Annotated in this window: 15 protein-coding genes and 3 tRNA genes; 13 read left to right on the plus strand and 5 right to left on the minus strand. The window is 61.2% G+C overall.

The window, feature by feature from the left end:
* Window positions 1-20 precede the first annotated feature (20 nt).
* From pcaF to O3303_RS15570, 3 genes are all read left to right on the plus strand, one after another.
* On the plus strand, window positions 21-1,226 hold the full coding sequence (gene pcaF / locus O3303_RS15560) for a 3-oxoadipyl-CoA thiolase (protein ID WP_269559306.1): 1,206 nt from the start codon (window positions 21-23) through the stop codon (window positions 1,224-1,226).
* A 62-nt stretch (window positions 1,227-1,288) separates the two neighbouring features.
* On the plus strand, window positions 1,289-3,340 hold the full coding sequence (gene paaZ / locus O3303_RS15565) for a phenylacetic acid degradation bifunctional protein PaaZ (protein WP_269559307.1): 2,052 nt from the start codon (window positions 1,289-1,291) through the stop codon (window positions 3,338-3,340).
* 169 nt (window positions 3,341-3,509) lie between these two features.
* Window positions 3,510-4,271, plus strand: coding sequence for an enoyl-CoA hydratase/isomerase family protein (locus O3303_RS15570; RefSeq protein WP_269559308.1), 762 nt, complete (start codon window positions 3,510-3,512; stop codon window positions 4,269-4,271).
* Between the two features lie 113 nt (window positions 4,272-4,384).
* Here the strand turns inward: O3303_RS15570 and O3303_RS15575 are convergent.
* Window positions 4,385-4,457, minus strand: a tRNA-Phe gene (locus O3303_RS15575).
* A gap of 179 nt (window positions 4,458-4,636) precedes the next feature.
* Between O3303_RS15575 and O3303_RS15580 the strand changes: the two genes are divergently transcribed.
* From O3303_RS15580 to O3303_RS15600, 5 genes are all read left to right on the plus strand, one after another.
* Window positions 4,637-6,034: a 4Fe-4S dicluster domain-containing protein gene (locus O3303_RS15580; protein ID WP_269559309.1), complete on the plus strand. Its 1,398-nt coding sequence runs from the start codon at window positions 4,637-4,639 to the stop codon at window positions 6,032-6,034.
* 200 nt (window positions 6,035-6,234) lie between these two features.
* Window positions 6,235-7,131 carry a (Fe-S)-binding protein gene (locus tag O3303_RS15585; protein WP_269559310.1) on the plus strand — a complete coding sequence of 299 codons (897 nt, stop codon included), beginning with the start codon at window positions 6,235-6,237 and terminating at the stop codon, window positions 7,129-7,131.
* Between the two features lie 194 nt (window positions 7,132-7,325).
* The gene (locus O3303_RS15590; protein ID WP_269559311.1) at window positions 7,326-7,820 is read left to right on the plus strand and encodes a hypothetical protein; all 495 of its coding nucleotides are present in this window, start codon (window positions 7,326-7,328) and stop codon (window positions 7,818-7,820) included.
* Window positions 7,821-7,921: 101 nt separating this feature from the next.
* Window positions 7,922-9,850 (plus strand): CHU_0125 family OmpA-like outer membrane integrity protein, encoded by a 1,929-nt coding sequence (locus tag O3303_RS15595; protein WP_269559312.1) that lies wholly within the window; start codon window positions 7,922-7,924, stop codon window positions 9,848-9,850.
* A 227-nt stretch (window positions 9,851-10,077) separates the two neighbouring features.
* Window positions 10,078-10,974, plus strand: coding sequence for a proline and serine-rich protein 1 family protein (locus O3303_RS15600; protein ID WP_269559313.1), 897 nt, complete (start codon window positions 10,078-10,080; stop codon window positions 10,972-10,974).
* A 103-nt stretch (window positions 10,975-11,077) separates the two neighbouring features.
* On the opposite strand, the gene O3303_RS15605 is transcribed toward O3303_RS15600, so the two are convergent.
* Window positions 11,078-11,554, minus strand: a complete 477-nt coding sequence (locus tag O3303_RS15605; RefSeq protein ID WP_269559314.1) for a DUF4293 domain-containing protein — start codon at window positions 11,552-11,554, stop codon at window positions 11,078-11,080.
* 92 nt (window positions 11,555-11,646) lie between these two features.
* On the opposite strand from O3303_RS15605, the gene O3303_RS15610 reads away from it, so the two are divergent.
* From O3303_RS15610 to O3303_RS15630, 5 genes are all read left to right on the plus strand, one after another.
* Complete coding sequence (locus O3303_RS15610) at window positions 11,647-12,849, plus strand: thiolase family protein (RefSeq protein WP_269559315.1); 1,203 nt, start codon at window positions 11,647-11,649, stop codon at window positions 12,847-12,849.
* 105 nt (window positions 12,850-12,954) lie between these two features.
* On the plus strand, window positions 12,955-13,494 hold the full coding sequence (locus tag O3303_RS15615) for a GNAT family N-acetyltransferase (protein ID WP_269559316.1): 540 nt from the start codon (window positions 12,955-12,957) through the stop codon (window positions 13,492-13,494).
* 139 nt (window positions 13,495-13,633) lie between these two features.
* Window positions 13,634-14,425 (plus strand): tRNA pseudouridine(38-40) synthase TruA, encoded by a 792-nt coding sequence (truA, locus tag O3303_RS15620; RefSeq protein ID WP_269559317.1) that lies wholly within the window; start codon window positions 13,634-13,636, stop codon window positions 14,423-14,425.
* Window positions 14,426-14,760: 335 nt separating this feature from the next.
* Window positions 14,761-16,470 (plus strand): ABC transporter ATP-binding protein, encoded by a 1,710-nt coding sequence (locus O3303_RS15625; RefSeq protein ID WP_269561923.1) that lies wholly within the window; start codon window positions 14,761-14,763, stop codon window positions 16,468-16,470.
* A gap of 115 nt (window positions 16,471-16,585) precedes the next feature.
* Entirely contained in the window at window positions 16,586-17,110 is a 525-nt protein-coding gene (locus O3303_RS15630; protein WP_269559318.1) for a hypothetical protein, read from the plus strand.
* A gap of 76 nt (window positions 17,111-17,186) precedes the next feature.
* Here the strand turns inward: O3303_RS15630 and O3303_RS15635 are convergent, their stop codons facing one another.
* From O3303_RS15635 to O3303_RS15645, 3 genes are all read right to left on the minus strand, one after another.
* Window positions 17,187-17,876 (minus strand): outer membrane beta-barrel protein, encoded by a 690-nt coding sequence (locus O3303_RS15635; RefSeq protein WP_269559319.1) that lies wholly within the window; start codon window positions 17,874-17,876, stop codon window positions 17,187-17,189.
* Window positions 17,877-18,055: 179 nt separating this feature from the next.
* Window positions 18,056-18,129, minus strand: a tRNA-Pro gene (locus tag O3303_RS15640).
* Between the two features lie 107 nt (window positions 18,130-18,236).
* A tRNA-Pro gene (locus tag O3303_RS15645) sits at window positions 18,237-18,310 on the minus strand.
* Between the last annotated feature and the right edge of the window lie 77 nt (window positions 18,311-18,387).

The following is an 18,387-nucleotide window of genomic DNA, read 5'->3' on the forward strand; positions in this document are numbered from 1 at the left end:
TCCCTATCACCACCCACCCCATGACCCAAGCCTACCTCATCGACGGAATCCGGACGCCCATCGGCAACTTTGGCGGCACGCTCGCGGCCGTGCGGCCCGACGACCTGGCGGCTCACGCCATCCGGGAACTGCTGCGCCGCCACCCTGGCCTCGACCCCGCCGCCGTGGCCGATGTGCTGCTGGGCTGCGCCAACCAGGCCGGCGAAGACAACCGCAACGTGGCCCGTATGGCGCTACTGCTGGCCGGTATGCCCACCACCGTGCCCGGCGAAACCGTAAATCGCCTCTGCGCCTCCGGCCTCTCGGCCAGCATTGCCGCCGCCCGCGCCATCCGCAGCGGCGACGGCGACCTGTTTATTTCTGGTGGGGTGGAGAACATGACGCGTGCCCCGCTGGTGGTATCTAAGCCCAGCAAAGGCTTCGGCACTGACTCGCAGATGTACGACTCCAGCTTCGGCTGGCGCTTCATCAACCCCCAGATGCAGGCCCTCTACGGCACCGACGCCATGGGCGAAACCGCCGAAAACCTGGTGGACCAGTACCACATCAGCCGCGACGACCAGGATCAGTTTGCGCTCCACTCGCAGCAGAAAGCCGCCGCCGCCCAGCAGGCCGGCCGCCTGGCCGAGGAAATTGCGCCGGTGCCCATTCCGCAGCGCAAGGGCGAGTTGCTGCTTTTCGCCGCAGATGAGTTTCTGAAGCCCGATACCAGCCTCGAAGGCCTCGGCAAGCTGCGTCCCGCGTTCCGCAAAACCGGCACCGTCACGGCCGGTAACGCCTCCGGCCTCAACGACGGCGCGGCAGCCCTGCTGCTGGCCTCGGAAGCCGGCATCAAGCAACACAACCTCACGCCGCTGGCCCGCATCGTGAGCATGGGCGTGGCCGGCGTGGAGCCGCGCATTATGGGCATCGGGCCGGTGCCAGCCAGCCAGCAGGCCCTGCAACGCGCCGGCCTCACGCTCAACGACATCGACGTAATCGAGCTGAACGAGGCCTTCGCCGCCCAAAGCCTGGCCTGCCTGCGCGCTTTGCACCTCGACGACAACGACCCACGCGTAAATCCCAACGGCGGCGCTATTGCCCTGGGCCACCCGCTGGGCATGAGTGGCGCCCGTATCCTCAACGCCGCCGCCCGCGAGCTACACCGCCAGCACAAGCGCTACGCCCTTGTCACGATGTGCATCGGCGTGGGCCAGGGCTACGCTGCTATTATTGAGCGAGCTTAGCGCCGAACGTATTGCTCAGTTAAAAACGGAGCGCAATTATCTGAATCCTGAAAACCCCACCAATGGCACAACTACTCGAAAACTACGCCCTGGGCCGCTGGACAGCGGGCTCCGGCGACCAGCACGAACTCTACGACGCCTCCACCGGCGAGGTGGTAGCCATTGCCGACGGTGAGGGGCTTGACTTCGCGGCCATGCTCGACTACGGCCGCCGCGTGGGCAACCCCGTGCTGCGCCGCATGACCTTCCACGAGCGGGGCCGCATGCTCAAGGCTCTGGCCCTGCACCTCGACAGCAAAAAGGAGGACTTCTACACCCTCAGCTACCGCAGCGGCGCCACCCGCGCCGACTCCTGGATTGACATCGAAGGCGGCATCGGCAACCTGTTCGCCAACGCCTCTTTGCGCCGCAAATTCCCCGATACGCCGTTCTATGCCGAGTCGGACCCTATTGCGCTGTCCAAGGCCGGCAACTTCATGGGCCACCACCTGATGGTGCCCAAGGAGGGCGTGGCCGTGCACATAAACGCCTACAACTTCCCCATCTGGGGCATGCTGGAGAAGATTGCCGTGAACCTGCTGGCCGGGATGCCAGCCATCGTGAAGCCGGCCCTGCCTTCGGCTTACCTCACCGAAGCCGTGGTGCGCGAAATCATCCGGTCGGGGATTCTGCCGGAGGGTGCGCTGCAGTTGGTGGTGGGCACCGGCCACGGTCTGCTCGAGCACGTCACGTACCAGGATGTGGTGACGTTTACGGGCTCGGCTGAAACCGGCCGCAAGCTCAAGGGCCACCCGCGCATTCTGGCTGAATCGGTGCCGTTCAACATGGAGGCCGACTCGCTGAATGCCGCCGTGCTGGGCCCCGACGCCGTGCCCGGCACCGTGGAGTTCGACCTGTTCATCAAGGAAGTACGCAAGGAAATGACGGCCAAAGCCGGGCAGAAATGCACCGCCATCCGCCGCATCATCGTGCCCGAAAACCTGGTAGAAGACGTGCAGATTGCGCTGGGCAAAGCCCTGGCCCAAACCACCGTGGGCCATCCGCAGGCTGAGGGCGTGCGCATGGGCGCCCTGGCCGGCCTCGACCAGGTGAAGCGCGTGCGCGAGCAGGTGCAGCGCCTGGCCCAGAACACGCCCATCGTGTACGGCGACCTGGACAACGTGCAGGTTATCGGCGGCGACTGCAAAACCGGCGCGTTCATGTCGCCGATTGTACTGCTGAACTCCGAGCCGTTCAAGTTCACCGACTCGCACGAGCTGGAAGCCTTCGGGCCGGTCGCCACGCTGATGCCCTACAAGAATGTGGACGAAGCCATCGAGCTGGCCAACCTGGGACGCGGCTCGCTGGTGTGCTCCGTGGCCACCAACAGCCCCGCCACCGCCACCGAGTTTGTGCTGGGTGCCGCCACGCACCACGGCCGGATTCTGGTGCTTAACGGCGAGGTAGCCAAGGAAAGCACCGGGCACGGCTCACCACTGCCGCTGCTGGTGCACGGCGGCCCCGGTCGGGCCGGTGGCGGCCAGGAAATGGGCGGTCTGCGCGGCGTGGAGCACTTCATGCAACGCGTGGCCATCCAGGGCTCGCCCAGCATGATTACGGCCATCACTCAGGTGTATCAGCCCAAGGCCAAGCAGATTGAGAAGGACAAGCACCCCTTCCAGCACTACTTCGAGGAGCTGGAAATCGGGCAGACGTACACCACCCACCGCCACACCGTTTCAGAGGCCGACATCACCAACTTTGCGCAGGTATCCGGCGACAACTTCTACGCCCACGTGGATGCCACTTCGCTGGACGGCACGCTGTTTACGGGCCGCGTGGCCCACGGCTACTACGTGCTCAGCAAGGCCGCCGGCATGTTCGTGGACCCGCGCAAAGGCCCCGTGCTGCTCAACTACGGCCTCGATGAGTGCCGCTTCACCAAGCCCGTGTACCCCGGCATGACCATCGGCGTGAAGCTCACGGTGAAGGAAAAAATAGCCCAGGAAAAGCGCGACGACGACGACGTAGCCAAAGGCATCGTGCGCTGGTTGGTAGACGTGTCCGACGAAACCGGCGAAACCGTAGCCGTAGCCACCATTTTGACGATGGTGAAAAAGAAAGACCAGGAGTAGCCTTTAGAACGTCATGCAGAGGCGCAGCCGAAGCATCTCGCCAGAGGCTAACTGTCATGCTGAGCTTGCCGAAGCATCTCTACCGCTTCGTTGCAATGCTAGCCCAACGAAGCGGTAGAGATGCTTCGGCAAGCTCAGCATGACGTTCTTTTTACAACTCAATTCCCCCATGACCACAGGAACCGTTACCACCCACACCACCCCGGAAGGCATCAGCACCATCCGCTTCTTCCACCCCAGCCACAACTCGCTGCCCGGCGCGCTGCTCACCCAACTGGCCGCCACCATCACCCAAACTGCCCAGGACGAAGCCACCAAAGTCATCATTCTGGAAAGCGAGGGCGAGAAGACCTTCTGCGCCGGGGCCAGCTTCGATGAGCTGATTGCCATTGAGGATGCGGCCCAGGGCTTGGAGTTTTTCTCCGGCTTCGCCAAAGTGATTAACGCCTGCCGCACCTCGCCCAAAATCATCATCGGGCGGGTGCAGGGCAAGGCCATTGGCGGCGGCGTGGGCGTGGCAGCCGCCACCGACTACTGCTTTGCCACCAGTAACGCCAGCGTGAAGTTGAGCGAGCTGGTAGTAGGCATCGGTCCGTTTGTGGTAGGCCCGGCCGTGGAGCGCAAAATCGGCACGGCGGCTTTCGCCCAGCTGGCCCTCGATGCCGGCGAGTTCCGCCCCGCCGAGTGGGCTTTGCAGAAAGGCCTCTACGCCGAGCTGCACGACTCCCCGGAAGCCCTCGACGCGGCCGTGCTAACCTTTGCCCGCAAGCTGGCCGCTTACAACCCCGAGGCCCTCACCTACCTCAAGCGCGTCATCTGGCAGGGCACCGACCACTGGGACACCCTGCTGCCGGAGCGAGCCGCCATCAGCGGCCGCCTCGTGCTGTCCGACTTCACCCGCGACGCCATCCGCCAGTTCAAGAGCCGGTAGCAAGCGCCTTTACAGCGCTGGCATCGGGTAGCAGATGCCAGCGCCGCAAAGGCACGCAGCCGAGTAGGAGTAAAACAAAAAGCCCTCTCTGCGCTTTGCAAAGAGGGCTTTAGTGGTAATGATTGGAATCGAACCAACGACACCAGCATTTTCAGTGCTGTGCTCTACCAACTGAGCTACATTACCAGCTCTTGGTCCCCCGAGTGCGTTACCGCCGTTGGGGAGCACAAAAGTAGTAAACCATTTTCAACCTGCAAGCCTGAACCTAAAAAAAATCTTCTGGCCGAAAACTATGCTGGCAAAATCTGTAATTTGTTATGCATACCGAGTATATTTCGGATCCAACCCCAAACCTACCCTTTCCTGTGCATTTCTCCTTTCAAAACCTCCTCTTCCTGCTGGTGGCGGTAGCGGGCTTCGGCCTGTTTGCCTGGCAGGCGCGGAAGATCCGGGCCAACATCCTCGTCGGGCGCGACCGGGACATGAGCGGCCACGTCAATGAGCGTCTCTGGAAGACGCTGCTGGTGGCCTTCGGGCAGCAGAAGATGTTCAAGCGCCTCACGCCGGCCTTCCTGCACCTTATTGTCTACGTTGGCTTCATTGTTATCAACGTGGAGGTGATTGAGATTATGGTGGACGGCCTGTTTGGCACCCACCGGTTTCTGCAGTTCCTCGGCCCGCTGTACTCGGCCCTGACCGGTACCAACGAGCTGCTGGGCGCGCTGGTGGTGCTGGCCGTGGTGGCGTTCTGGTGGCGCCGCAATGCGAGCGTGGTGCGCCGCTTCACCGGCCCGGAGCTGCGGGCTTGGCCTAAGCTCGACGCCAACATCATTCTGTATGTGGAGGTAGTGTTGATGGTGGCCCTGTTCACGATGAATGCCGCCGACCTGAAGCTGCATCAGCTGGAAGGCAAGGACTTGCCCGGTGCGTTTCCGGTCAGCAGCCTGCTGACGGGCCTGTTTCCCGACAACCTCACGGCCCTGGCCGTGCTGGAGCGCGTGGGCTGGTGGGCGCACATTGTGGGCATTCTGCTGTTCCTGAACTACCTGCCCAGCAGCAAGCACTTCCACATCATCATGGCCTTCCCGAACGTGTTCTACTCCCGGCTGGTGCCGCAGGGGCAGTTCTCGAACGTGGACAGCATCACCCACGAGGTGAAAGCCATGATGGACCCCAGCTACGCGGTGCCTGCCCCGGCCACCAACCCTGACGGCTCCGCGCTGGCGCCCACGCCCTTCGGCGCCAAAGATGTGGACGACTTGGCCTGGACCAATCTGCTCAGTGCCTACTCCTGCACCGAGTGCGGCCGTTGTACTTCGGTGTGCCCCGCTAACCTGACCGGCAAGCTCCTCTCGCCCCGCAAAATTATCATGGACACCCGGGATAGGGTGGAGGAGAAGTATAACTCGCCGCTGATTTTCCACCCCAGCCTGTACGGCGCGGAGGCCAAGCACAACCCCCAGGAGCAGCTCGACAAGGAAAACCACACCCTGCTGCGCGGCTACGTGACGCCCGAGGAGCTGTGGGCCTGCACCACCTGCAACGCCTGCGTGGAAGCCTGCCCCGTGAACATCAACCCCCTGGAAAGCATCATCGAGATGCGCCGCTTCCTGGTGCTGGAAGAGTCGGCCGCGCCCAACTCCCTGAACGTGATGTTCAGCAACATCGAAAACAACGGCGCGCCGTGGGCCTTCTCGCCCTCCGACCGGTTCAACTGGGCCGACGACCTGTTCGTGACGGAAAAAACGCCGGTAACGGCGTAGTAATCATTGGAACGTCATGCAGAGCAGAGCGAAGCATCTCGTCGGATTAGTACCCCTGTCATGCTGAGCTTGTCGAAGCATCTCTACCGCTTCGTTGCCAAAGTAATTTGATTACTACTGCGGTAGAGATGCTTCGACTGCGGCTGCGCCTTCACTCAGCATGACGTTCTTACAACATAAAAAATAACCACCTCAATATAATGGCTGAGCAAACTGCCAAGCGTCCCGTATCTGTTCCGTTGATGGCCGACCTGGCCGCCCGGGGCGAGTCGCCGGAAATCCTATTCTGGGTGGGCTGCGCCGGGGCCTTCGACGACCGGTACAAGCGCGTAACCCGCGCCTTCGTCCGCATTCTGGAGCACGTGGGCGTGAGCTACGCCGTGCTGGGCATGGAGGAATCCTGCACCGGCGACCCGGCCAAGCGCGCCGGCAACGAGTTCCTGTTTCAGATGCAGGCCATGACCAACATTGCCACCCTCAACGGCTATGGCATCAAGAAGGTAGTAACGGCCTGCCCGCACTGCTTCAACACCATCAAAAACGAGTACCCCGCCTTGGGTGGCGAGTTTGAGGTGATTCACCACAGCACCTTCCTGCAGCAGCTCATCAACGAAGGCAAGGTGACGGCTAAGGGCGGCGAGTCGTTCAAGGGCCGCCGCATTACCTTCCACGATTCCTGTTACCTGGGCCGTGCCAACAACATCTACGAAGCGCCCCGCGAGGTGCTGGAGGTGCTCGACGCCGACCTGCTGGAAATGAAGCGCTGCAAAACCAACGGCCTCTGCTGCGGGGCTGGCGGCGCCCAGATGTGGAAGGATGCCGAACCCGGTAAAAAGGAAGTCAATATTGAAAGAACCGAGGAAGCCCTGGCTACCCTCGACGGCGACGCCGACGTGCTGCTGAACCTGCAGGGCGTGGAAAGCACCGCCCCTGTACTGCCCGCCGGCTCCAACCGCGGCGGCAGCGTCATTGCCGTGGCCTGCCCGTTCTGCATGACCATGATGGCCGACGGCGTAAAGAACAAAGAGCGCGAATCCGACGTGCAGGTGTTCGACCTGGCCGAGCTGATTGCCTCCGCCGAAGGCCTCAACGCGTAGTTCGTTTATAGTTGTCGGTTGATAGTTGTCAGTTGTCAGGACAATGCTGACAACTGACAACTATCAACCGACAACTATAAACGAAACAGCAGCCCCGCACCGGAACTTCCGGGCGGGGCTGTTTCTTTGTAGTAAGAACACCCCATCCCGAACGGGACGATACCCAAGTCCTCAACTCCCGCAAGCCCTACGCCATGTACGTTTCCTTCGATCAGCTTCCTGCTTCCGCCCGCATCTGGATTTATCAGGCCAGCCGTCCGCTGACGACGGAAGAAATAGCAGACATGCAGCCGACGCTATGCCGTTTTGCGGAGGAGTGGACCAGCCACGGCCGTTCGTTGGCCGCTTCGGCGGAGGTGCTGCATCAGCAGTTTCTGGTGGTAGGGCTGGATGAGGCCGTGGCCGATGCCAGCGGCTGCTCTATTGATGCTTCCGTCAGATTTGTGCGCAGCATAGAGGACAAGCTGGGCGTGTCGCTGCTGGAAAAGTCACGCATGGCCTTTCTCGTAGCTGGGCAGGTGCAGCTACTGAGCCGGCCGCAGCTCCGCGAGGCGGTAGCCGCGGGCCAGCTCACGGCGGAAACTCCCTATTTTGATGCTACACTGGCGCAAAAGGGCCTTTTGGCGGCTTCCTTCCCGACTCCGGCGGGCCAGAGCTGGCTGTCCCGCTACTTCGAGCCGGCCGGCTAATTTTGGTTTTACGGCTATTATACTGTACAAACTTAGTATTATTAGGTCCGGGTTTGCCGACTTGACGGCTGGCTTGTTATCCACTCCATCGTACACCACCTATGAATAAGCTACTACTGGTCTGTGCTGCGGCCGGCTCTGCCGCCTTGTTGAGCGGATGCGCTACCTCCGGCAGCGCCAGCAAAGCCGATAAGCGCTTTGCTCAGGGCGAGTATGAAACTGCCATAGAGCTGTACAAAGCAGATGTTGCCAAGGGTAAAAACGTAGCCACTGCCAACTACCGGGTGGCAGAAGCGTATCGGCTTTCCAACCGCATAGAGCAGGCCGAAACGTACTACAAAGCCGCCATCGACGGTGGCGTGAAGGCCCCCGACGTGGTGTTCTACTACGGCCAGGCGCTGAAAGCCAACAGCAAGTTTGATGAGGCGGCGCAGCAGTTCGACGCTTACACGCAGGCCAGTGCCGGCCGGGCCCTGGCTCCCCGGGCCGAAATGGAGTCCCGCAACGCCAAGATGGCCAACACCATCATGGCCATGCGCTCCAATAATGAGGTGATGGCGCTGGACCAGATCAATACGCCCGCCTCGGAATTTGGCTCGACCCTGATGCCGGATACTAAGGAGCTGGTGTTTGCTTCCGGCCGCGAGGGCAAGAAGTATCTGGGCAACGGTGAGAATTTCAGCGACTTATACGCGGTGAAATTTGATGATGCCGAGAAGATGACTGGCGGCGCGGTACGCAAGCTGGAGGCCCTTTTCAACACCGAAGACAAGCACGAAGCCAGCGCCACCTACACGCCCGACGGCAAAACGATGGTGTTTGCCCGCTCCAACAACAGCTCCAAAAAAGGGCTGCTGAGCGTGGACCTGTGGATTTCCTACTTCAAAAATGGCGCCTGGAGCGAGCCGGCGCTGGCCAATATCAACGACCGTACCGCCGACGACTTCGCGCCCGCCTTCAGTGCCGACGGCCAGACGCTGTACTTCGCCTCCGGGCGCAAAGGCGGCCTCGGTGGTAACGACATCTACAAAGCCACGCTGGGCCCGAACGGCCGCTTCTCGCCCGCCGAAAACCTGGGCGACCAGGTGAATACCGCCGGCAACGACAACTTCCCGGCCGTGGCCCCCGATGGCACGCTCTATTTCTCCTCCGATGGGCAGCCGGGCCTGGGCAAGCTCGACATCTTCATGGTGGAGAAGGGCACGGTGAAGAACCTAGGCACTCCCATCAATAGCGCCGGCGACGACTTCGCCCCTTATTTCACCAGCAAGGACGGCGGCGTATTCTCCTCCAACCGCGCCGGCGGTAAAGGTTCCGACGACCTCTATATGTTCCGGCAGAAGCCGCTGCGGCTCGTGACCTTCTACGCCGACGGCACGGTGATGACCCGCAACGAGAAAACCGGCGCTATGGCCCCCGCCAGCGGCGAAACCGTGACGCTGTACGGCCGCAATGGTCAGAAAATCCAGGACGTGACTGCTGATGCCGAAGGGAAGTTTAGCCTGAAGCTGGACTCGGCGGCGGCCAGCTATGCGCTGGTGGCCGACCGGCCCGGTTTCTTCACGGCCCGCGCGCCGCTGAGCACCGTTGGGCGCAAGCCGGCTCCGGACCAGCTGGTGAACGAAATGACGGAGGTGCGGATTCCGGTGGCGCTTACGCTCACGGAAATCGTGAAAAACAAAGCCATCCGTGTCGAGAACATCCTCTACGACTATGACAAGGCCGATATTCGTCCGGATGCGGCGCTGGAGCTGGATAAGCTGGTGGAAACGCTCAACGACAACCCCAACATCACCATTGAGCTGAGCTCCCACACCGACTCGCGCGGCAAAGACGCCTACAACCAGGCCCTGTCGCAGCGGCGGGCGCAGTCGGCCGTGGACTACATCATTTCCAAGGGCGTTGACAAGGCGCGCATCACGGCCAAAGGCTATGGCGAGAGCCGCCCGGAAGTGAAGGATGCCAAAACCGAAGACCAGTTCCAGCGCAACCGCCGCACGGAATTCCGAGTGACGAAAATCGCCGAATAAGACCGGCTGCGTACTACCGGAAAAGCCCCCTCGTTTGCAAAGCGAGGGGGCTTTTTACGTTTTGTAGGCCGGCGCAGGAAAAGAAATACGGCCTCTCTGCTGCAAATTCAGGGAAATGGCCGCGCGAACCACCAGCTTCGCGGCAAAGTTCCACGAACTGGCATAATCCTTGGCTTGGGTATATATACGGAGGCAGATGGGCTGCTTCCGCCCAACTACCTACTGCCATGAAAAAGGCGCTACTCTTCTGCCTCAGCCTGTTGCTGCTGACGGCCGCCCACTTGCAGGCCGCTCCGGCCAACATGAACATCACCTCGGAGCGCGGCGTGCCCTTCAACCTGCGTTTTGATGGCCGCACCCTAACGCGTGGTGGTGCCCGCCAGGTACACCTCAACCGGATTGCGCCGGGCGTGCATTGGGCCGAGTTTATGATACCCGTAGGCTATGGCCGCTCGGTCAGCTACCGCACCCGCGTTTTCCTGGACCCCGGCCTGGAAACCAGCTTCGTGCTCCTGACGCGCCCCGGTCGTGGTCCCGAGCTGCGCAAAGTGGCTGCTGTGCCAGTGCGTGGCGGCTACGATAATGGTGGCTACCCCAACGGCGGCTACGGCGGCGTGCAGGGTGGCAGCCCGCGGGGAGCTGATGAGGACTACGACGATTCGTATGGCAACCAGCCTGCGCCCGGCCAGCCCGGCGGCTACGGCAACGGTGGCTACCCCAATAACAACGGCGGCAATAACAGCGGCTATCCTAACGGCAATAGCTACCCCAATGGCGGCAACAACAACGGCGGTGGCTACTACGGCGGTAGCAGCGTGAGCTACAACCGCGTGATGGCCCCGCAGGATGTGGATGCCCTGGTGGCGGCTGTGCACCGCCAGTCGTTCGACAAGGACAAGCTGCCCATGGCCCGCCTGGCCCTCAGCGAAACCGGCCTGCGCGCCGAAGACCTGACCCGCCTGATGAAGGAGCTAAGCTTCGAGGACTCGAAAATGGAGCTGGCCAAATACGGCTCCAGCCGCGTGGTAGACCGCCAGAACCTGTACCGCCTCAACGAAGGCTTCACGTTCTCGCACTCGGCCAATGAGCTGCAGGAATACCTGGCGCAACAGGCGCCGCGCTAAGCAGCTGACGACTGGGCTGTATAGAGCTTAACCAAAAAGAGGCTTCCACACATGTGGAAGCCTCTTTTTGGTTAAGCTCAAAAAACGCGTGACTGACAGTTGCCTACCGCAGGCGGTCCATGCTGCGCACCAGCTGCTCGTCGCGGCGGATGAAGCGGCCCGCCAGCACGTTCAGCAGCAGCGCCAGCGTGGGTAGGTAGAAACCGGCTTGGTAGGAGCCCAGCATCTTCACGTTGAGGGCCTGCTCGCCCAGGGTGGAGAAGTAGAAGCCGGCCCCGATGGTGCACAGAATCAGCAGCAGGTTGAGCATGCCCAGCTTGAGCTGCAGGAACCGGTTGCGGAACTGGAAAATCTCGAACAGCGCCACTGCCGCCGAAGCCGCCGCGAGGGCCGCAATAACCCAAACCGCGCCCGGAGGCGTGAGGCCCGCACCAGGTTTGTTGTAGCTGAAGCCGAGGGCCGTCATGGTCAGCTCCTGGCCGGTGGTGGGGTCGGCTTTGTGCCAGAGGGGCAGAAACAGCACGGCTATCATGCACAGGGCCAGCAGCAGCAGGAATACGCTTTGGATTCTTTGTATCATCTTTGTGTTTTGTCAGTTTAGGCCGTCGGCAGTGCCGCCGGGCCGGCAAAAGTAGCCAACAACGACTGGAATAACTGCATCCGAACCTACCAATGCCTACCGCTTACATAGTTGACGCCGTCCGGACTCCGATTGCCCGCTTTGGGGGAGCCCTGAGCAGCGTCCGTCCCGACGACTTGGCCGCCCACATTCTGCGTGAGTTGCTGCGTCGCAACCCTTCCCTCGACAAAACCGCGGTAGAAGACGTGATTATCGGCGCCGCCAACCAGGCCGGCGAAGACAACCGCAACGTGGCCCGTATGGCGGCGCTGCTGGCCGGTCTGCCCATCACGGTACCGGGCTGCACCGTGAATCGCCTGTGCGCCTCCGGCCTGCAGAGCATCACCGATGCCTCGCGCGCCATCATGGCCGGCGAGGGCGACGTGTACCTGGCCGGCGGGGCCGAAAGCATGACCCGCGCCCCGTTCGTGATGGCCAAGTCGGAAACCGCCTTCGGGCGCGAGCTGACGGCCCACGACACCACCCTGGGCTGGCGCTTCACCAACCCGAAGCTGAGCAAGATGCACCACCCTTTCGCCATGGGCGAAACGGCCGAAAACGTGGCCCGCAAGTACGGCATCACGCGTACTGAGCAGGACGAGTTTGCTTTCAACTCGCAGCGCAAGTACCACCGGGCCGCCGAGAAGGGGCGCTTCCGCAAGGAAATTGCGCCGGTATTCGTGGCCAACCCCAAGGGTGCTGCCGCGCTGTTCGACACCGACGAGCCGCCGCGCCTGAGCACCATGGAGAAGTTGGCCGCCATCCGCCCGGCGTTTCAGCCCATCGATGGCACCGTTACGGCCGGTAACTCGGCCGGCATCAACGACGGAGCCGCGGGTGTGCTGGTGGTGAGCGAAGACGCGTTGAAACGCTTCAACCTCAAGCCTATGGCCCGCGTGGTGGCGTCGGCCGTGGCGGGTGTCGATCCGGCGTTTATGGGCCTGGGCCCGGTGCCGGCCACCCAGAAAGTGCTGCAGCGCGCCGGCCTGACCTTGCAGGATATCGGCCTGATTGAGCTGAATGAGGCGTTTGCCGCCCAAAGCATTGCCTGCGTCCGCGACCTGGACCTGAACATGGACATCGTGAACGTGAACGGCGGCTCCATTGCCATCGGGCACCCGCTGGGCGCAGCTGGCTCGCGCATCACGGCCACGCTGCTGCACGAAATGCAGCGCCGCGAAAACGTGCGCTACGGCCTCGTGACCATGTGCGTAGGGGTAGGGCAGGGTGCTTCCGTGATTTACGAGCGTATGTAACGCCAGGCTCCCGCTTGGCGAACGAGCGAAGCGAATAGGCGGCAGTACACCAATGTGAATTACTCGCTCCGCTCGTTCGCCAAGCAGGAGCTTAGCATTACAGCTATGTCCAATCCGCTTCTCACGCCTACACTCATATTGCCCCAGCCGGACGCGTGCCTGCGGCCCTGGCAGTCTGTCGATGCCCCGGCGCTGGCCGGTTACGCCAACGACCGGAGCATCTGGCAGAACCTGCGCGACACGTTTCCGCACCCCTACACCACCCAGGATGCGGAATTCTTCCTAGCATCGGTAGCCGATAACCAGCGCGACCTGCACCTGGCTTTTGCGGTGGATGGGGTGGCCGTAGGCAGTATCGGGGTGCACTTCAAGAGCGACGTGCGCCGCCGCTCGGCCGAAATCGGCTACTGGCTGGCGCGGCCGTACTGGGGGCGCGGGCTGGCTACGGCGGCCGTACAGACCGTGGCCGCCTATGTGCTGGCGAACTTCGACGTTTGCCGGCTGTATGCTGTGGTGTTTGAGCCCAACGCCGCCTCGGCACGGGTGCTGGAAAAGGCTGGCTTTGCGCTGGAAGCCACGATGCGCAAAAGCGTGGTGAAAGACGGCCAGATGCTGGACTCCCGCCTCTACGCGCTGGTGGTGTGAACTGTAGCATAGGCTTTAGCCTGTGCCGTCAATTGAATGATAGCCTTGTTCAATAGCTCGTCGTTCAACCCGTAACCATTAAGCTGATTACCCATTTAACGGACGGCACAGGCTAAAGCCTATGCTACACTGATCTTCTATGCGCTACTTCCTTCATCTGGCCTACGACGGCACCCGCTACCACGGCTGGCAGGTGCAGCCCAACACCCTCACTGTGCAGCAGGAGCTGGACCGCTGCCTGTCGCAGGTGCTGCGGCAGCCGGTGTTCTGCCTGGGCAGCGGCCGCACCGACACCGGCGTGCACGCCAGCCATCAGGTAGCGCACTTCGAGGCCGAGGTGCCGGAAACGCTGGACATCAAAACCCTGCTCTACCGCCTAAACCGCGCCCTGCCACCCGACATTGCGGCCTACGCGCTGCACCCGGTGCCGCCGCAGGCCCACGCGCGCTTCTCGGCCGATGCCCGCACCTACGAGTACTACGTGCGCCAGGTGCCCGACCCTTTCAGTGTGGGGCGTGCCCTCTACGTGGACCTCGCCCCCGACGTGGCGGCCATGAACGAAGCCGCCGCCCACCTGCTCGGCTCGCGCGACTTCACGGCCTTTTCCAAGGTGAAGGGCGGTGAAAACCACTATGTGTGCGTGGTGTATGAGGCCGGCTGGCACCCAATGCCGGGCGGGCTGGTGTTCCGCATCCGGGCCAACCGCTTTGTGCGGGGCATGGTGCGGCTGGTGGTGGGCACGCTGCTGAGCGTGGGCCGCGGCAAAATCACGCCCGCCCAGTTTCAGCAGATTCTGTGGGCCCAGAGCCGCGTAGACGCCAGCGGCGCCGCCCCGGCCCAGGGCCTCTACCTGAGCCGCGTGGAATACACGCCCGATGTGGTGCCCGCCGACTTGGTGCCGCCCGGTTTGCCGTACTTTGTAGGCCGGTAGCCAGTTAGGCAGCGCAAGAACGTCAGGCAGCGGCGCAGGAACATCATGCAGAGGCGCAGCCGAAGCATCTCGCCCGAGGCTATTGTCATTCCGAACGGAGTGAGGAATCTGACTGATGTGGTATTCTCAGCAGTTACTACGCTGGCGAGATTCCTCACTCCGTTCGGAATGACGTTCTATCCATGACGTTCGACTAAGATCGTTCTGCTGACCCTGCAACTTCCCACCGCCGGCCCCGGTTACTACGTTTCACCCCACCCGCTACTTTGGACCCGACTACTGCTACCCCCGCCAAATCCGGCAATATCTTCGACTGGCAGGTGCTACGCCGGTTGATGGTGTATGTGCGGCCCTACCGGCGCATCTTCTATTTGCTGGTGTTCCTGACCGTGGCCACGGCCGTACTGGGCACGCTGCGGCCTTTTCTCATCCAGCAGATGGTGGATGTGACCATTGAGCAGAGCGACTGGGTGGGGTTGAACCGGGGCTTTGGCATTTTGCTGGTGCTGCTGGTGGCGCACGCCTTCGTGAGCTACCTCCAGACTTATTTCGGCGGCTGGCTGGGCCAGTACATCGTGCGCGACATCCGCGTGGATCTGTACAAGCACATCCTCAACCTGCGCCTGAAGTTCTTCGACCGCACGCCCATCGGCGTGCTCGTCACGCGCAACATTTCCGACGTCGAGACGCTGTCCGACGTGTTCAGCGAGGGGCTGGCGGCCATGATCGGCGACATTCTGCAGATCGTGTTCATTATGGGCTTCATGTTCTACATCGACTGGCGCCTGACGCTGGTGAGCCTCTCCGTGATTCCGCCGCTGCTGTTCAGCACCTACGTGTTCAAGGAGAAGGTGAAACGCTCTTTTCAGGAGGTGCGCACGGCCGTGGCCGGGCTCAACGCCTTCGTGCAGGAGCACCTGACGGGCATGAACGTGGTGCAGATTTTCAACAACGAGCAGCGCGAATACCGCAAGTTTCAGGCCCTCAACCAGGAGCATACCCGCGCCAACATCCGCTCGGTGCTCTACTACAGCATCTACTTTCCGGTGGCCGAAGTGCTGGCGGCGGTAGGGGTGGGGCTGCTGGTGTGGTACGCTGCGCAAGGTCAGATCGAGGGCACCATTTCCAAGGGCGCGCTCATCGCCTTCATCATGTACAATGCCCTGTTCTTCCGCCCCATTCGCCAGATTGCCGACCGGTTCAACACGCTGCAGCTAGGCCTCGTGAGCACCGAGCGCCTGCTCAAGCTGCTCGACAGCCAGGAGTTCGTGCCCAACAACGGTACGCTGGCTCCGGCCACGCTGCGCGGCGAAGTGGAGTTCGAAAACGTCTGGTTTGCCTACAACGACGAGGAGTGGGTGCTGCGCGACATCAGCTTCCGGGTAGAGCCCGGCCAGACCGTGGCCTTCGTGGGCGCTACCGGCGCCGGCAAAACCAGCATCATCAACCTGCTCAGCCGCTTCTACGACATCAACAAGGGCCACATCCGCATCGACGGCCAGGATCTACCCGCCTACGACCTGAGCGTGCTGCGCCGCCACATTGGGGTGGTGCTGCAGGATGTGTTCCTGTTTGCAGGCACCATCCGCGACAACATCACGCTGGGCCACGAAGACATCACCGATGCCCAGATTTGGGAAGCCGCCGACCTAGTAGGCGCCCGGCGCTTCATCGAGCGGCTGCCCGAAGGCCTTGGATACCCCGTGATGGAGCGCGGCGCCACGCTGTCGGTGGGGCAGCGCCAGCTCATCAGCTTTGTGCGGGCCATGGTGTACCAGCCGGCCATCATCATTCTCGATGAAGCCACGTCGTCCGTCGACTCCGAAACCGAGGAGCTGATTCAGGAAGCCATCGAAAAGCTGATGCAGGGCCGCACCGCCCTCGTCATTGCACATCGCCTGAGCACCATCCAGAAAGCCGACCGCATCATCGTGCTTGACCGCGGCGAAATCAAGGAATCGGGCCGCCACGAGGAGCTGCTCCGCCAGGACGGCTACTACCGCCAGCTCTACCAGATGCAGTACAAAGACGTGCTGGCGCAGTAGAAGTGAGAAAGTAGAGGCGAGAAGTGAGACCTTTGCTGACCCCATAGGCGTTTGCTCTCACTTCTGCCTCCTTGCTTCTCACTTCTTACCTCTACTTTCTCACTTCTATCACAAGATGAACCGAATTTTCCTACTGCTTTCCCTGCTGCTGATTGTGGCCGCCGGCGTGGCCTACTACATGCTGGGTGGCCTGAAAAAAGCCGACGTGACGCTGGAAACCACCGCCCAGCCCATATTCCTGGCGGGCCGCTACTTCGAGGGCCCGGCCAACAGCGAGCAGTTCGGCGACCTGACCCGCGAAGCCTACGAGCTGCGCACTTCCGGCAAGCTGCGCGGCACCTTCGGCAACCTGTTCTACAACGACCCCGCCAAGGCCAGCGACAACGCCAAGGTCTTCGTGGGCCTGATCCTCGACGATACCGTGTCGCAGCCGCTGCCGCCGGGCTACCGCCACCGCGTTTTTGCCGCCGGCCAGCGCGTGCTGCACGCCCGCATCGAAGCCAGCTACCTCGTGGCCCCCGACAAGCTCTACACCGGTGTGAAAGACTACGCCAACCAGAACAACCTCACCCTGCAGAACATCTACCTAGAGCGGTTCCCGACCACCGGCCCTGTGGAAGTGTGGGCTGTGGTGAAGTAAGAATTGATAGTTAGCCGCAAATACAACGGCCGCCTCATCCATCGGTTGAGGCGGCCGTTTCGTTAACGGCTAGCAATTACTTGCCGCCAAGGTAAAATGAAGCGCCAATGTTAAGATATTGCAAGCCAAAGCTGGCGCCGAAACTGGAATTTTCCCTTCGCCACTCCTGCATCTGATCCGTTTTCTCTTGAACTGTTTTAGCACGATAGTAGCCAAGGTATCCTAGCGTCAGTTCCAACCCCAGCTTATTGGTTGGAAAGAAGACAAAACCTGGCGTGATGTTACTAGAGAATCCTCTATTATTATCCTTGACAACCTCAATTTCAGAGCTCGGAGTAATGCGCTCGTTTTCTGCACTGCCTTTCCGGTAGCTTGCATCCAGTTGACCATAAAAAGCTGCTTTCTCGCCTACCATTTTGTAGTAACGCACAAAAGGACCAACATAGGTAGATGAAGACCTGCCAGTAAGCTCATACTGATTTGAGGTAGCATATGGATCGTCATTTTTGTAGGACGATTTAGCTTTGCCGCGTTCAATGCCTCCCGCCAATCCTAGCGCCAGATTATCGGTTATAAAATAGCCAACTGTCGGTACGATCCGAAAAGCTTGCTGGCTGTTTTCGAAGGCGTAAGAGCCGGAACTGATCTTTTCCTTAGAGGAATTGTACCCGACGTTGCCGCCAAGCAAAACGGTTCCGGCAGAGGTTTGCGCGTGGGCCGCTGTGGCCGCGCCAAGTAATAGCAAGCTGGTAGCGAGCTTTTTCATATAAAAAAGGATAAAAATGTACAGCGGCGGGCGCTGCAAGTATTAAGCCAGTGATATGTGTAGGGGAGGCTCGACGCTATAGACAGGTGGCTCTTACTCAGACTTTCAGTGCGTTATAAACGCAAATAAAAAAGGCCCTGCTGAACATGTGTTCAGCAGGGCCTTTTTTTAAAACGAAGTCGGGGTGGCAGGATTCGAACCTGCGGCCTCCTGCTCCCAAAGCAGGCGCGATACCGGGCTACGCTACACCCCGAACTGTGCCGTTGGTACGATGATCTGCACCGGGCAACTCAGTCGGTTTTGCCAAAAAAAGCCTCCGGGTGGGGTTCCCAGAGGCTTCTCGAACAAGAAATTCTTCGGTCGGAGTGGCAGGATTCGAACCTACGACCTCCAGCACCCCATGCTGGCGCGATACCAGGCTACGCTACACCCCGATAGAATTGAGACACAAAGGTAAGCGAAGAAGTGAGAGTTGCGCAATATCTGCCGAAGAAAATTGCGCCTGCAGCAC

Source organism: Hymenobacter canadensis, from assembly GCF_027359925.1.
Taxonomy (GTDB): domain Bacteria; phylum Bacteroidota; class Bacteroidia; order Cytophagales; family Hymenobacteraceae; genus Hymenobacter; species Hymenobacter canadensis.

What these genes read in the sequence shown, in the direction of transcription:
- pcaF (WP_269559306.1), top strand. Translation starts at nt 21, where the DNA reads ATGACCCAAGCCTACCTCATCGACGGAATCCGGACGCCCATCGGCAAC.
- paaZ (WP_269559307.1), top strand. Translation starts at nt 1,289, where the DNA reads ATGGCACAACTACTCGAAAACTACGCCCTGGGCCGCTGGACAGCGGGC.
- O3303_RS15570 (WP_269559308.1), top strand. Translation starts at nt 3,510, where the DNA reads ATGACCACAGGAACCGTTACCACCCACACCACCCCGGAAGGCATCAGC.
- O3303_RS15585 (WP_269559310.1), top strand. Translation starts at nt 6,235, where the DNA reads ATGGCTGAGCAAACTGCCAAGCGTCCCGTATCTGTTCCGTTGATGGCC.
- O3303_RS15590 (WP_269559311.1), top strand. Translation starts at nt 7,326, where the DNA reads ATGTACGTTTCCTTCGATCAGCTTCCTGCTTCCGCCCGCATCTGGATT.
- O3303_RS15595 (WP_269559312.1), top strand. Translation starts at nt 7,922, where the DNA reads ATGAATAAGCTACTACTGGTCTGTGCTGCGGCCGGCTCTGCCGCCTTG.
- O3303_RS15600 (WP_269559313.1), top strand. Translation starts at nt 10,078, where the DNA reads ATGAAAAAGGCGCTACTCTTCTGCCTCAGCCTGTTGCTGCTGACGGCC.
- O3303_RS15605 (WP_269559314.1), bottom strand. Translation starts at nt 11,554, where the DNA reads ATGATACAAAGAATCCAAAGCGTATTCCTGCTGCTGCTGGCCCTGTGC.
- O3303_RS15610 (WP_269559315.1), top strand. Translation starts at nt 11,647, where the DNA reads ATGCCTACCGCTTACATAGTTGACGCCGTCCGGACTCCGATTGCCCGC.
- O3303_RS15615 (WP_269559316.1), top strand. Translation starts at nt 12,955, where the DNA reads ATGTCCAATCCGCTTCTCACGCCTACACTCATATTGCCCCAGCCGGAC.
- truA (WP_269559317.1), top strand. Translation starts at nt 13,634, where the DNA reads ATGCGCTACTTCCTTCATCTGGCCTACGACGGCACCCGCTACCACGGC.
- O3303_RS15625 (WP_269561923.1), top strand. Translation starts at nt 14,761, where the DNA reads ATGGTGTATGTGCGGCCCTACCGGCGCATCTTCTATTTGCTGGTGTTC.
- O3303_RS15630 (WP_269559318.1), top strand. Translation starts at nt 16,586, where the DNA reads ATGAACCGAATTTTCCTACTGCTTTCCCTGCTGCTGATTGTGGCCGCC.
- O3303_RS15635 (WP_269559319.1), bottom strand. Translation starts at nt 17,876, where the DNA reads ATGAAAAAGCTCGCTACCAGCTTGCTATTACTTGGCGCGGCCACAGCG.